We start from the raw sequence: 14,003 nt of genomic DNA on the forward strand, positions 1-14,003 counted from the left end.
ATGAAAAATATTACATCTGTATTATTAATTTCTACCCTGGCGGCGACAACCGCCTGTACTACAATGAAGACAACTGAAAATTCAACTACCGAAATGCCTGCTCCCGGTGCAAATCTTGCCGGAAATCCCTTCATGAAAAAAAGTGCACTGCAATATCAGGCGCCCGAATTTGATAAAATTAAAGATGAACATTTCAAACCCGCTTTTGATTACGGTATGAAAGTGCAGATCGCCGAGATCAATCAAATTGCCAACAATCCTGCAGCACCCACTTTTGAAAATACAATTATTCCCTTGGAGAACAGCGGCGAAGTTTTAAAACGTGCGCAACTTGTATTTTATAACCTCACAGGATCAAATACCAACCCGACGCTTCAGAAACTTGAAGAAGAGTATGCGCCGATATTCTCTGCGCTCAGCGATAAGATCCTTTTAAATGAAAAACTTTATGCGCGGATCAAAGCGATAAAAACCGAAAATTTAGGTAGTGAAGAAAAGCGCGTCCTCGATTTATATATGACCAATTTCGAAATCGCGGGTGCCAATCTATCACCTGAGAATAAAGCCAAAGTTAAAAAGATCAACGAAGAATTGGCCACGCTTTCTACACAGTTCAGCAGCAAACTGCTCGACGCCAGAAAGAATGGTGCGTTATGGATCACGGATGTGAAGGAACTCGACGGACTTTCTGCAGATGAGATCGCCGCCGCCGCAGCAGATGCAAAAAGTGCCGGAAAAGATGGATATCTGCTGACACTTCAGAACACAACGCAGCAGCCTTTGCTGCAAAACCTGAAAAACCGCGCGACACGCGAAAAACTTTTTAAAGCGTCGTGGTACAGAGCGGAAAAAGGTAATGCCGATGACACCAGAAATATTCTGGAAAGAGAAGCGAAACTGCGCATGGAAAAAGGTCACCTTATGGGTAAAAAATCATTTGCAGAATGGAAACTTCAGGACCAAATGGCAAAGACGCCGGAAAATGCAATGAATCTTTTGGCAAGACTCGCAACGCCGGCTGTTGCAACTGCGAAACGCGAAAGCGATGAAATACAGAAACTCATCGATCAGCAGAAAGGAGGTTTTACCGTTGAGCCGTGGGATTGGAATTTCTACGCTGAGCAAGTGAGAAAAGCAAAATATGATCTGGATGAGAACCAGATTAAGCCGTACTTTGAAGTTCGTGCCGTTTTGGAAAAAGGGGTATTCTTTGCAGCAGAAAAGTTCTACGGCATCACTTTTAAAGAAAGAAATGACCTGCCAGTCTATCATCCTGATGTGAAGGCGTATGAGGTTTTCGACCGCGACGGCAAGTCACTCGCGATTTATTATCTGGATTTCTACACCCGCGACAATAAAAACGGTGGTGCCTGGATGAGCAATTTTGTGGAGCAAAGTCACCTACTGAACCAGAAACCTGTTATTGTAAACGTATTCAATTTCCAGAAACCTGCAGAAGGGAAACCGTCCTTGATTTCTTATGATGATGTGACCACCATGTTCCATGAGTTTGGCCATACGCTGCACGGTCTGTTTGCCGACCAGAAGTACATCTCGATTTCGGGTACTAATGTTCCGCGGGATTTCGTGGAGTTTCCTTCGCAAATCAATGAGTTCTTTGCGCTTGAACCTTCTGTGCTGAAGAATTACGCCATTCATTACCAAACCAAACAACCTATGCCGCAGGCTTTGGTTGATAAAATTAAAAAAGCTTCAACATTCAACCAAGGTTATTCTACAACTGAACTGGTTTCGGCTGCGACTTTGGATATGAACTGGCATTCTGTAACTGATGCATCGCAGTTTAAACCGACTTTGGAATTTGAAAAGGATGTGTTGGCAAAATATGGCTTTAATCTGAAAGAAGTACCGCCAAGATATCACACGCCTTACTTTGCGCACATTTGGGGTGGTGGCTATTCTGCCGGCTATTATGCGTATATGTGGAGCGATATGCTGAATGCCGATGCCTGGGACTGGATCACGACGCATGGAGGCATGACGCGTGAAAACGGCGACCGTTTCCGAAAATATATCTTATCCGTAGGAAATTCGATGGATCTGAATGAAGCCTTTAAAAACTTTACCGGCAGAAATCCTGATCTGAAACCTTTGTTAAGAAGTAAAGGATTTATCAGTCAGAATTCGGGAACTGTTGAGTTAAAGATAGCGGATAACACCATTGAACAGAAAGATTTAAAAAAAAAATAATACTTACGGTTACGAATAATACTGGTGAAGTAATTTCTACAGGAACTTATTTCGTAATCGAAAAGTGGAACGGCCAACAGTGGACGAAGGAAAAAGTAATTCACAACAGCATTTTCTCCAGTATAGGATACATCGTCAATCCGGGCGAAAGCAGAAGGTTGGAGACTGATATCACTGCGTATTATTCCAGTTTAAAAGCAGGACGGTACAGGATTTCAAAAACCTACTTTTTTGAAAAAGATATTCCGGTAACTAAGGATGAAGAACACTGGATTTATCAGGAGTTTAAGATTGAATAAGAATGCCGCAGATTTTTCTGCGGTTTTTTTTATGACTAAAGGATTTAACAGGGAGCTCGCTGACCGGTTTTTTTAGTTGATAAGTCGTAGCGCTTCTGTATCCTGCAATCAGCGGAATCTGCAGGAAAAATTTTCGGTGGGGGAAACCATCTTTTCTTTTAGCCCGGATGTTCTATGTTAATTTGCAAATTAATCAGGTTAAAATTTTCAAGTTTTTTAGATAATCCTGTTGATATGCAGTTTTATTTTTTACGGCACCAAAACAAATTCTCAGGAGTTTATTACAAACTGCTATTAAGGCTACTTTCTTTGGTTTTCCTTTTGCCAAGAGTCGCAGATAAAGTTCTTTGCAAGGTAGATTATGTTTCATAGCAGTCCAGGAACAAACATACAGCATTCCTCTGATATGAGTTTTGGAGGTTCTGCATTTGCCGGGGTGAATAGGATTTCTTTCCCGATTGATAAATTCGGGGTGCTAAACCAAAGTATTTTACCAATGATTTTGCAGAATCAAAGTTTTTAAAACCAGAGGTAGCTATCATCAGTTGAAGAGAGGTTTTCTCCCCAATTCCACATACACTTTGTATCAAATCTTTTACTTCTTTAAACTCTTCATCCTGAAGTTGTGGCAGGCGCAGTTCTACTTCAGTAATTTCTTTTTCTAACTGTTTAAGTCTTTTCTCATAATGTTTTTCTGTGTTAGCATTAAGAAAAGGATTGTAACGAAGTGCCTGGAGTTTTACCGCATACCGACGCTTTTCTTCTTCAAGATCATTCAGCAGTTTTATTTCCTGATCCAAATGTTCAATTTCAATGCTTTTGGGCACATAAACCTCCGGTCGAAACATTTCTCCATAAAGCTTGATCAGTTTAGCATCTTCCGCATCAGTTTTGGTGATGATGTTTTTCATTCTCGAAAAATGTTTCACAGACATACAGTTAATCAAACTGGATTCAAAACCTTTCGACAAAGAAAGATGCAGAAGCCGACTGCTGTAATTACCCGTCGCTTCAATCACGAAGCAATAATCTTCCGTAGAGAACTTCTTCAAAAAAGCTACGATCGAACGCTGATTGTTTCCAATATTTTGAACTTGATCCTTATCGCAGTGGTCATTAAAACTTACTGTTAAAAATTTTGCTCCAACATCAACACCAATCACTTTTTTTAATACATTTGACATACATTTTTTTTTAAAAAGAGGTTTTCTTCTGATCCACCATGGTAAAAGTTCTTACCAACAATGTTCTATCCGGATTTGGAAGAAAACAGCAGCAGGGGAATAAAATCCGGGGCGATATCTAAGTATCAACGCAACGTCTGCCTTTATCCTGCTGCTTTTACTCTTTGGTTAATATTATTAACCAAATTATTACTTATTTTTCTTATTGCAAACTTACCATGGCAGTGGATCCCGAAATTTCGGGAGCAGCGCAGAGCTGGTACGGATTTTCGGGAGGGAATAATGCTTGATTGCTCCAAAATAATTCCTAATTTTGTAAAAAATATAAAATAATGCCAAACATTTCTCAGCGCGCTCAAAACATGCCTGCTTCGCCTGTCCGGAAATTGGTTCCGTATGCTTTGTTAGCGAAACAGAAGGGAATAAAAGTGTACCATCTGAACATTGGCCAGCCCGATATTGAAACACCGCAGTCTGCCTTGGATGCGGTGAAAGACAATGACCTCAAGATCTTTGAATACGCACTTTCTGAAGGTAATCTGGAGTACAGAACGGCACTGAACAACTATTATCATGCGCTGGGATTCACGGATCTAACCACCAACAATTTCATTGTGACCAACGGTGGTTCGGAAGCGCTTAATTTTGCGCTTTCCACGTTGTGCGATGCCGACGATGAGGTGATCATCCCCGAACCGTATTACGCGAATTATAACGGATTTGCCAGCACGTTCAATGTGAATGTTGTGGCGGTAACATCGACTATTGAAACTGGTTTTGCACTGCCACCGGTTGAAGAATTCGAAAAGAAAATAACGCCAAAGACTAAAGCAATTCTGATCTGTAATCCGGGTAATCCCACGGGCTACCTTTACAGCAGAGAAGAACTGCAGAAGCTGGCAGATATTGCGCTGAAACATGATATCGTGATCATTTCTGACGAGGTTTACAGAGAATACGTGTACGATGGTAAACAGGCGGTTTCGATGCTTGATTTTCCTGAAATCGCGGAAAACTGCATCATCATTGATTCGGAATCAAAACGCTATTCGATGTGCGGCGTACGGATCGGTTTTATGGTGACACGCTCACAAAAAATACACGATGCCGCGATGCTTTTTGCACAGGCAAGACTGAGTCCCGTACTTCTGGGTCAGATCGCCGCAGCGGCTGCGCACCAGAATGATTCCGACTATATTTTGAAAGTCCGTGCCGAATATACGCACCGCAGAAATGTGCTTGTGAATCTGCTGAACGGTATTCCCGGTGTAATTTGTCCGAAACCCAAAGGTGCTTTTTACTGCGCCGTAGAACTGCCTGTGGATGATACTGATAAATTTGCACAGTGGCTTCTTGAAAGTTATTCGCACAACAACGAAACCGTAATGGTTGCGCCGATGAGCGGTTTTTACAGCGATCCGGAACTCGGCAGGAAACAGGTGCGGATTGCCTACGTATTGAAAGAAGAGGATCTAAAAAGAAGTGTAGAGCTGCTGAACGACGCACTGCAGAAATATAAAATTGAGTTTAATTTGTAACTTTAGAAAACGGGTTTTATAATCCGTTTTTTGTTTTTATTAAAGGACATCAGAAAAAAACCGAAAGAAATGAGTATAGAAAATAAATGCGGGATCTGCGGTGAAATTCATACGGAATATCCGGCGTTCACCTTTACATATCCTAATCCCTACTATTGGCTGACCGATGAGCAGAAGAGCGAAAATGTAAAGATGGATGCAGATTTTTGCACGATTCAGTATCCCGACCGCGTCGACCGTTTCATTAAAGTAGTAATGAGGCAGAAGATTAAGAAATCACGTCTTTACCTGGATTATATCCTTTGGGTAGCGCTGGATGAGGACGATTACAATGACTATCTCTTTAATTTCGGAAATGAAAACCACGAGGGTTTATATTTCGGCTGGCTCAGTAATGCCCTGCCGGATTATAAATTTGAAAAAAGCATCCCGATGGATGTAAAGGCAAAAACCGGAAACCAAAGGCCGGAAGTTTATCCGGTGCTGGATTTCAGTCATCCATTTGTAGCGGATTTTTATCACGGCATTACAAAAGAAGAAGCCGAAAAAAGAGTACATCACATTTTAGCCCGCAGCCCCAGATAAATCATGGACATAAAACAAAACTTTTCCTTAAAAAAATTCAACACTTTTGGTGTGGATGTGGCTGCGGAATATTTTGCGCAAGTCAATTCTCTGGAAGAACTTCTGGAAGCGGTTACTTTTTCGAAAAACCTGCACCTGGCTTTGTTGGTTTTGGGTGGCGGAAGCAATGTTCTTTTTACTAAAGATCTTACCGGTCTTGTTATTCAGCTGGATTTAAAAGGAATTTCTGAGGAAAAGATCAGTGACAGTGAAGTTTTGGTTACCGCATGTGCCGGAGAAAACTGGCACGGCTTTGTGGAGTATTGCCTTAGAAAAGATTATGGCGGCTTAGAAAATCTTTCTTTAATTCCGGGCAATGTAGGAACTTCGCCCATGCAGAATATTGGTGCGTACGGAACAGAAATAAAGGACACTTTTGTAAACTGCAAAGTTTTGAACCTTAAAACCTTAGAAGTTGAAACTTTCGGTGCCGAAAAATGCAGTTTTGGTTATCGTGAATCTTTTTTTAAAAAAGAAGGAAAAGGAAAATATATTATTCTGGAAGTTACTTTCAGACTAAGAACCCGAGACCATGTAATCAAAGTAGAATATGGCGCTATCGCTTCCGAATTAGAAAGCTTAGGAACCGAAAGGCCCACAATTCAGGACGTGAGCAGAGCGGTCATCAACATCAGACAGAGCAAACTGCCGGATCCTGCGGTCTTGGGGAATGCGGGAAGCTTCTTTAAGAATCCGTCGGTACCGAAAAAGCAGTTTCTGGAAGTTCAGAAAGAGTATCCGAATATCCCCAATTTTCCTCAGGGCGAATTTGTAAAAGTTCCGGCCGGCTGGCTGATCGAACAGTGCGGCTGGAAGGGCAAACAAGTGGGGAATGTGGCATCCCACAAACTTCAGGCGCTGGTTCTGGTTAATGCGACCGGTGGAGCTTCGGGACAGGAGATTTTTGATTTTTCTGCGCGGATTATTGAGTCGGTGAAGGATAAATTTGGGATCGAGTTGGAGCGGGAAGTTAATATTATCTAGCGCAGATTATCAGGATCGCTTTAAACGGTCTGGCAGGCGTAATTTTCCGAAAATGAGCAAATAAAATTTTAAAATTATTTGTCTAACTGAAATATTCTTCGTTATTTTGCACTCTCAAATATTCAGTAGTAATAAAGAACATCGAGATATGTCAAGAATTTGCCAAATAACAGGAAAGCGTGCCATGGTAGGAAACAATGTTTCTCACGCTAATAACAAAACGAAACGTCGTTTTGAAATTAATTTATTGGAGAAGAAATTCTACATTCCGGAGCAGGAAAAATCTGTAACTCTTAAGATTTCGGCTCATGGTTTAAGAATCATCAATAGAATTGGGATTGAAGAAGCAATACTAAGAGCAACAAGAAACGGATTTATTAAATAAGCAGAAATCATGGCAAAAAAAGGAAACAGAGTACAGGTGATTTTGGAGTGCACAGAGCACAAAGAAACCGGTGTTGCAGGAATGTCAAGATACATCACCACAAAAAATAAAAAGAACACTACCGAAAGATTGGAGTTGAAAAAATTCAATCCTGTTCTTAAGAAATACACCTTACACAAAGAAATCAAGTAATTTTTTAAAATAATAAAAAATGGCAAAGAAAGTAGTAGCAACGCTTCAAGGTGGTGCAGGTTCTAAGAAAATGACCAAAGTTGTGAAAATGGTAAAGTCACCAAAAAGTGGTGCTTTCGTTTTCGAAGAGAAAGTAATGAATGCTGACGAAGTGGACAGTTTTTTGAAAAAATAATCCCGTCTTCAAAGCCCTGAAATATATAACTATCCAAATCTTTGGGTAGTTTTTTTTGTTATCTTTACGGGCAGATTGCAGGTTTTAGCGATTATAAAATGACTAAATGAAAAGATGAGCTGGTATAAGAAATTATTTAAAAAAGAAGAAAAGGAAACACTGAATAAAGGTCTGGAAAAATCGAACCAGAATTTTTTTGAAAAAATTTCCAAAGCTGTTGTCGGTAAAAGTACAGTCGATGAAGATGTTCTGGATGATCTGGAAGAAGTGCTCATTGCTTCCGATGTAGGTGCGGCTACGACCATAAAAATCATCAGCCGTATCGAAGAGCGCGTGGCCCGCGATAAATTTGTGAGTACCGAAGAACTCGACCGGATTCTGCGGGAAGAGATTTCGGGACTTCTGTTGGAAAATCCACACCGCGGAACAGGGAATATCGACGAAAGTAAAAAACCTTACGTCATCATGGTGGTCGGTGTAAATGGCGTTGGAAAAACCACAACCATTGGGAAACTGGCGCATCAGTTCAAAAGTGAAGGCAAAAATGTAGTTCTGGGTGCTGCAGACACTTTCCGTGCAGCGGCAGTGGAACAGCTTGTCGTGTGGAGTGAGCGCGTGGGAGTTCCGATCGTAAAGCAAAATATGGGTTCTGATCCCGCTTCAGTAGCTTTCGATACGGTGCAGAGCGCAGTAGCTTCAAATGCCGATGTGGTCATCATCGATACGGCAGGGCGGCTTCACAACAAAGTGAATCTAATGAATGAACTGTCGAAAATCAAAAGGGTGATGCAGAAAGTTATACCTGATGCGCCACATGAAGTTTTACTTGTGTTGGATGGTTCTACAGGACAGAATGCTTTCGAGCAGGCAAAACAGTTTACCGCTGCGACCGAAGTAAATGCGCTGGCGATCACTAAATTAGACGGGACTGCCAAAGGTGGCGTGGTCATCGGGATTTCGGATCAGTTTCAGATTCCGGTAAAATATATTGGTGTTGGAGAAAAAATGGCGGACCTGCAATTATTTAATGGAACGGAATTTGTAGATTCTTTTTTTAGAAGAGCGAAATAGTATAATCTTAGTAAAGATTCTGCGACTTCGTTTCACTAAAATTAATTATTTAACTATTTACTAACATTAAATTTTAAAACTATGGGTATTTTAACTTGGATCATTTTTGGTCTTATCGCAGGTGCAATCGCAAAATTCATCATGCCGGGAAATCAAGGAATGGGTTGGCTACTGACAATTATTTTAGGTATTGTAGGTGCATTCGTAGGCGGATGGATCGGCAGTATGCTCGGTTGGGGAACTGTAAATGAATTCGACATCAAAAGTATGTTGCTCGCCGTGGTAGGTGCTTTGGTAGTCCTCTGGATTTACGGTATGGCTACAAGAAGAGCTTAATATATAAACAAGATAAAAATTCCGGTCTGAACTTTCAGACCGGAATTTTTTTTTAATCAAATTTAATGCTGAGCGGCATTTCCATCAAAACTCCGGCCCGCGCCTGGGGGTTGGTAAACTGTTCGAATATTTTATAATTGTCTGCACCGATCTTATTTTTAATAAGCTTTGCAGAAATCTTATCTTCATCCATTTCCTTGAAAAGCTGTTCGAACTTGCTCATTTTTTTCGGATATCCTGCAACTTTGTATTCATTCATATTTGCTTTTTTTGCGGCATAGGCAACTGCATCGTTGATGGTTCCCAACTCGTCGACCAGGCCGATCTCTTTAGCACGCGTGCCGCTCCAGACTCTTCCGCCGCCGATCTCGTCGATCTGCTCAAGTGATTTCCGGCGGTTTGCCGAAACAAAATGTACAAACCTTTTATAAGTCTGTTCCACACTTCGGGTCATCATCGCCAGGCCGCCCGGCGTAACGCCATTAATGGGTGAATACATGTTTGAGTTTGCATTTGTATTGACTGCGTAAGCATTTAAGCCATTCCTGTTTGCAATTTCTTTAAAATTCGGTACTACACCGAACACGCCGATCGAGCCGGTCAGCGTGTTGGGCTCAGAAAAAATTCTGTCTGCAGCCATTGCAATATAATAACCGCCTGAAGCCGCGTAATCGCCAAAGGAAACGATCAGTGGTTTTTTCTTCTTAAGGAGTTGCAGGTTAAAGAGAATTTCATCGGATGCGTTTGCGCTGCCGCCAGGAGAATTAATTCGCAGGACCACTGCTTTTACTTTTTTGTTTTCGGTCAGTTTCTTTATTTCTTTAATGAAATTATCCGCGTAAATCGCATCATAGCCTTCGCCGTTGTAAATTGCTCCGGAGGCATATAAAACCGCAACCTGATTATCCGCAGAGGCATTATCGCTTCCAAATGATTTTAAATAGGAGGTAAAAGAAATTCTGTTGAGCTTATCCTTGTCGCCGAGTTTCAGTTTGGATTTTAAAATCTCGTCATACTGTTCTTTCTGAATCAGGCGGTCTGCAAGTTTGTGCTGCAAACTGTAATCGGGAATAATGCCGTAAAGGCTGTCGACTATGGAGCGGAATTGTGCCGTGTCAATTTTTCTTGAGTTGGCGATTTTTATGGCATTTGGCTGCCAGAGGTCGCTTAGCAGAACCGATATCTGCTCGCGGTTTTCAGGTGACATGTCGTCGCGCAGAAAGGGTTCTACCGCAGATTTATATTTACCGTGGCGGATCACTTCTACGCCAATACCATATTTTTCCGTAAAACCTTTCATATAAAGGACTTCTGAGCTTAAGCCTTTCAGTTCAATTCCACCGGCGGGGTTCAGGTAATACTGATCGGCTACGGACCCTAAATAATATGCAGGCTGCGAAACTGTATTTCCATAGGCATACACAAATTTTCCACTTTTCTTAAAATCCTGCAATGCGGCCCTAATGTCGTCGAGCTGCGTCATCCCAGCCTGTAAGCCATCAGTTTCTATGCTGATTCCTTTTATGTGATCATCGGTCTTTGCATTTTTAATGGCTTGCAGCATATCATAGATCAGGACGTTCTTCTGCTTTTCGGTAAAGGAAAACAAGTTTTCGTTTCCCTCGGTAGGGCTGTCTATGATTTTTGTTTTAAAGTCTAAAGTAAGTACGGAATTTGATTTTACAGTTGTTTTCTTGCTGTCGCTGAAAGAACCTGCGACGATCATCATTAGTATAAACATAAAAAAAACGGCACCTATGAGCATAATTGCCACTATATTTGCTAAGACGTTTTTAAAGAACCCTTTCATAAATTTTTAATATTTCAGAATATGTCGCAATATGAGGTCACTTTGTTACTTGGGAGTAATCTTGGAGATACGCGCGGAAATCTGGAGCGTGCCTTAGAAATGATTAAAAAAGAAATCGGTCCGGTGGTGGCGCAAAGTCCGTTCCTTTATTCTGAACCTGTAGAATTTGCAAGTAATAATATATTTTGTAATATTGCAGTACTGATAAAATCCGACTTTTCGCCAATTAAACTTCTGAATTCGATAAAAAAGATAGAAGTGGAGATGGGCCGATTGGTCGATTCGTCGGTTACAGAAACCTATGCAGACAGAGTTATAGATATTGATATCGTCTTATTCGGGCAGGTAATTTTCAAGTGCAAGAGATTGCAAATTCCACACATCAGACATCTGCACGACCGGGATTTTTCAATGCGTCTTCTACAGTCCTTAAAACACTAAAACACAAAATATGAAATTAGGTTTATTTTTAGCAGTTATTGCTCCTGTGGCGATATCTGCCCAAACGCAGGTTTCGGGTACCAGCAATTATCCGAATACTTTCTCCAGCGGCTCGGCGAAGGTTCAGAAATTCGATAATTCCGCGAGAAGGTTCAACGACTGGGCAATCTCCGTCGGTGGTGGTGCTGCATTTATGGCCAAAGCAGACTTAACGTCCTTTTACGACAAGGAAATCAACTGGGGCTGGAACGCTTATGTATCACTGGACAAACAGATATCACACACCTTTGGTATGAGTCTACAGTATGCCACGGGCAAAACCAATCAGCGCGGTATGTTACCTGGCGCGGAAGGTGTAAAAGCCGGTGTAGCAGATGCATGGACGAAATTTAACCAGATATCTGTTCTGGGAGATCTCAATTTTTCAAACTTACTTCGGCGCGTCGATAATCATTCTCCTTACAGATGGGCATTGCACGGCTACGGGGGTGTAGGATTGCAGGGCTATGAAACCCTGCTGCTTGATAATGACCTTTCTAATTATAACCCGAGAACCTTTCCCATTTCTGTGGATCAGAAACTGAACATTTCGTCTTTCTTTTTTCAGGGTGGTGTGGGTGTGAAGTATAAGGTGAATAAACTGATCGATGTAGAAGCGAGAACGATGTATATATTTACTGGCGACGAGGCATTCGATGGAGGCGGACGGTTACGTGACACGGGATCACCGCGCATCAACTATAATCTCATCAGCGACTCACACAGTGATGATATGTGGACCGTAAATCTGGGTTTAACCTTCAAGCTTGGTAAGCATGACTCGCACCTCGCATGGCATGATCCGTTACAGGAAGCTTACTACAGAACAGGCGCTTTAGAAAACGCTTCAAACGATTTTGTAGTCTGTGAAAAAGGCGATAATGATAATGACGGTGTCTGCGATGATTGGGACCGACAACTTGACACGCCTGCAGGTGCAAGGGTTGATGGTGCCGGTGTTGCCCTGGATATGGATCTGGATGGCGTTATCGATCTGTATGATAAATGTGTAACTGTTCCCGGAACGGTAGAAAATGATGGCTGCCCCACCAATTATACAGGTGCGACAAACTCAGTTGGTAAATAAAATTTAGGATAGTGGCACGGTAATTGTTGAGTAGGACGGAGAAAGAAAACGCTTGAATATCCCTTGTCCATTACGTTTTCAACAAATACAGCTACTTAAAAAAATAAATAATAATAACTAAAAAAATAAATTTATGAAACTAAATTTAGCAATCGCAGCTCTAGCATTGGCTCTGCCTACCGCTATCTTTGCGCAGGATTCGGTCGCAGTATCAACAATGGGTTACCCAGATACCTATTCTTCAGGTTCTGCAAATGTATCTCCTTTTACACAGGAGTCTAAACGATTTAATGACTGGGCAATTTCTGTTGGTGCCGGCGTTCCGCTTCTTCAGTCCGCAGATTTAACTTCAATTAAAAATGGAAACGGTAAGAATGTTTTTGGATATTCTGCTTATGTCAGTATCGACAAGGCAATTACCCATGCTTTCGGCTTAAATCTTCAGTACGACAGGGGAGAAACCAGACAGGGTTGGTTCAACACCAAAACTGACAATGCTACAGGAACCGGTTATCAGGATCTTGGTGCACGTACACAATATGACGCGATCTCCCTTTTAGGAGATGTGAATTTCTCTAACCTGTTGAGAAGAGTTGACAACAAATCTCCTTACAGATGGGCGCTTCACGGTTACGCAGGTATTGGAACACTGGCTTACAGAGCTTATTTGGAAGATGCTGCAGGTCAAAGACTGATGACAGAAGTTAAACCGTTTAAATTTAATTCACTGTTCGGACAGGCCGGTGCAGGTTTAAAATATAAAATAAACAGAAGAATTGACCTGGAAGGTAGAGTAATGTATGTTGTTACTACCGACGATCAGTTTGATGGTGGCGGTGCTCAGTACAGTGAAATCAACCGTAGAAATGATGCGGTTTCCGATAACTTCTTTAATGCTACTTTAGGACTGTCATTAAAATTAGGAAAACACGAATCACACCTGATGTGGCACGACCCGTTGCAGGAAATCTATTACAAGTTAGATGTTTTGGCTGAGAAAAACCAGGATGTTGAAGTTTGTAAAAAAGGAGACGCGGATAACGATGGTGTTTGCGACGATTGGGACAGACAGCTTGATACTCCTGCAGGTGCAAGAGTTGACGGTGCAGGTGTAGCTTTGGATACAGACTTAGATGGGGTAATTGACCTTTATGACAAATGTGTAACTGTACCGGGACCTGTTGAAAACAATGGTTGTCCGACCAACAGTACAGTAACAGATAATACCAGAACTTTGGAAGGTATTGAATTTGATTTGGACTCAGACAGAATCCTTCCGTCAAATACACCAATTTTAAATAATGCAGTTAACTATATTAACTCCTCAACCGGAAGCTATAATGTAATAGGTGGTACAGATACAAGAGCATCTGACGCTTATAACCAAAGACTTTCCGAAAGAAGAGCGAATACAGTTAAAAATTATCTGATCCAGAATGGTGTAGATTCAGGTAAGTTAGATGCAATCGGTAGAGGAGAAAAAGACCTTAAATATCCGGAGTGTAATCCAGCTACGAAATGCCCTGAATGGAAAAACAGAGCAAACCGAAGAGTTTACTTCGAAGCTAAATAATTTTTATAATTATATATTTAAAGCCACGCACTGCGTGGCTTTTTTTGTTTTGTG

Annotated in this window: 15 protein-coding genes; 13 read left to right on the forward strand and 2 right to left on the reverse strand. The window is 41.4% G+C overall.

Annotated elements, in window-relative coordinates; genetic code table 11:
• Both H562_RS14775 and H562_RS15870 read left to right on the forward strand, forming a co-directional pair.
• On the forward strand, positions 1-2,211 hold the full coding sequence (locus H562_RS14775; RefSeq protein ID WP_084466336.1) for a M3 family metallopeptidase: 2,211 nt from the start codon (positions 1-3) through the stop codon (positions 2,209-2,211).
• A gap of 32 nt (positions 2,212-2,243) precedes the next feature.
• Positions 2,244-2,510: an immunoglobulin-like domain-containing protein gene (locus tag H562_RS15870; RefSeq protein ID WP_394330169.1), complete on the forward strand. Its 267-nt coding sequence runs from the start codon at positions 2,244-2,246 to the stop codon at positions 2,508-2,510.
• A 359-nt stretch (positions 2,511-2,869) separates the two neighbouring features.
• Here the strand turns inward: H562_RS15870 and H562_RS0106310 are convergent, their stop codons facing one another.
• Positions 2,870-3,694 carry an IS110 family transposase gene (locus H562_RS0106310; protein WP_027376726.1) on the reverse strand — a complete coding sequence of 275 codons (825 nt, stop codon included), beginning with the start codon at positions 3,692-3,694 and terminating at the stop codon, positions 2,870-2,872.
• Between the two features lie 332 nt (positions 3,695-4,026).
• On the opposite strand from H562_RS0106310, the gene H562_RS0106320 reads away from it, so the two are divergent.
• The 8 genes from H562_RS0106320 to H562_RS0106355 all read left to right on the forward strand — a co-directional run bounded on the left by H562_RS0106320 (position 4,027) and on the right by H562_RS0106355 (position 8,999).
• Complete coding sequence (locus H562_RS0106320) at positions 4,027-5,232, forward strand: pyridoxal phosphate-dependent aminotransferase (protein ID WP_027376728.1); 1,206 nt, start codon at positions 4,027-4,029, stop codon at positions 5,230-5,232.
• A gap of 69 nt (positions 5,233-5,301) precedes the next feature.
• Complete coding sequence (locus H562_RS0106325) at positions 5,302-5,817, forward strand: DUF2199 domain-containing protein (protein WP_027376729.1); 516 nt, start codon at positions 5,302-5,304, stop codon at positions 5,815-5,817.
• A 3-nt stretch (positions 5,818-5,820) separates the two neighbouring features.
• Positions 5,821-6,840: a UDP-N-acetylmuramate dehydrogenase gene (murB, locus tag H562_RS0106330; protein ID WP_027376730.1), complete on the forward strand. Its 1,020-nt coding sequence runs from the start codon at positions 5,821-5,823 to the stop codon at positions 6,838-6,840.
• A gap of 148 nt (positions 6,841-6,988) precedes the next feature.
• The gene (gene rpmB, locus H562_RS0106335; RefSeq protein ID WP_027376731.1) at positions 6,989-7,225 is read left to right on the forward strand and encodes a 50S ribosomal protein L28; all 237 of its coding nucleotides are present in this window, start codon (positions 6,989-6,991) and stop codon (positions 7,223-7,225) included.
• Between the two features lie 9 nt (positions 7,226-7,234).
• Positions 7,235-7,417, forward strand: coding sequence for a 50S ribosomal protein L33 (rpmG, locus tag H562_RS0106340; RefSeq protein ID WP_015806891.1), 183 nt, complete (start codon positions 7,235-7,237; stop codon positions 7,415-7,417).
• A gap of 19 nt (positions 7,418-7,436) precedes the next feature.
• The gene (locus H562_RS15530; RefSeq protein ID WP_084466337.1) at positions 7,437-7,592 is read left to right on the forward strand and encodes a DUF4295 family protein; all 156 of its coding nucleotides are present in this window, start codon (positions 7,437-7,439) and stop codon (positions 7,590-7,592) included.
• A gap of 114 nt (positions 7,593-7,706) precedes the next feature.
• On the forward strand, positions 7,707-8,663 hold the full coding sequence (ftsY, locus tag H562_RS0106350; RefSeq protein ID WP_027376732.1) for a signal recognition particle-docking protein FtsY: 957 nt from the start codon (positions 7,707-7,709) through the stop codon (positions 8,661-8,663).
• 81 nt (positions 8,664-8,744) lie between these two features.
• Positions 8,745-8,999 carry a GlsB/YeaQ/YmgE family stress response membrane protein gene (locus H562_RS0106355; RefSeq protein WP_027376733.1) on the forward strand — a complete coding sequence of 85 codons (255 nt, stop codon included), beginning with the start codon at positions 8,745-8,747 and terminating at the stop codon, positions 8,997-8,999.
• Positions 9,000-9,051: 52 nt separating this feature from the next.
• Here H562_RS0106355 and sppA read toward each other — a convergent pair whose 3' ends face one another.
• Complete coding sequence (gene sppA, locus H562_RS0106360) at positions 9,052-10,809, reverse strand: signal peptide peptidase SppA (RefSeq protein ID WP_027376734.1); 1,758 nt, start codon at positions 10,807-10,809, stop codon at positions 9,052-9,054.
• 21 nt (positions 10,810-10,830) lie between these two features.
• Here sppA and folK point away from each other — a divergent pair, with 21 nt between their 5' ends.
• From folK to H562_RS0106375, 3 genes are all read left to right on the forward strand, one after another.
• Complete coding sequence (folK, locus tag H562_RS0106365; RefSeq protein WP_027376735.1) at positions 10,831-11,250, forward strand: 2-amino-4-hydroxy-6-hydroxymethyldihydropteridine diphosphokinase; 420 nt, start codon at positions 10,831-10,833, stop codon at positions 11,248-11,250.
• Between the two features lie 10 nt (positions 11,251-11,260).
• Positions 11,261-12,376, forward strand: a complete 1,116-nt coding sequence (locus tag H562_RS14780) for a flagellar motor protein MotB (RefSeq protein WP_051190421.1) — start codon at positions 11,261-11,263, stop codon at positions 12,374-12,376.
• A 133-nt stretch (positions 12,377-12,509) separates the two neighbouring features.
• A complete protein-coding gene (locus H562_RS0106375) occupies positions 12,510-13,949 on the forward strand; it encodes an OmpA family protein (RefSeq protein WP_027376736.1) in 1,440 nt (479 codons plus the stop codon).
• The last annotated feature ends 54 nt before the right edge of the window (positions 13,950-14,003 follow it).

Source organism: Kaistella palustris DSM 21579, assembly GCF_000422265.1.
GTDB lineage: Bacteria > Bacteroidota > Bacteroidia > Flavobacteriales > Weeksellaceae > Kaistella > Kaistella palustris.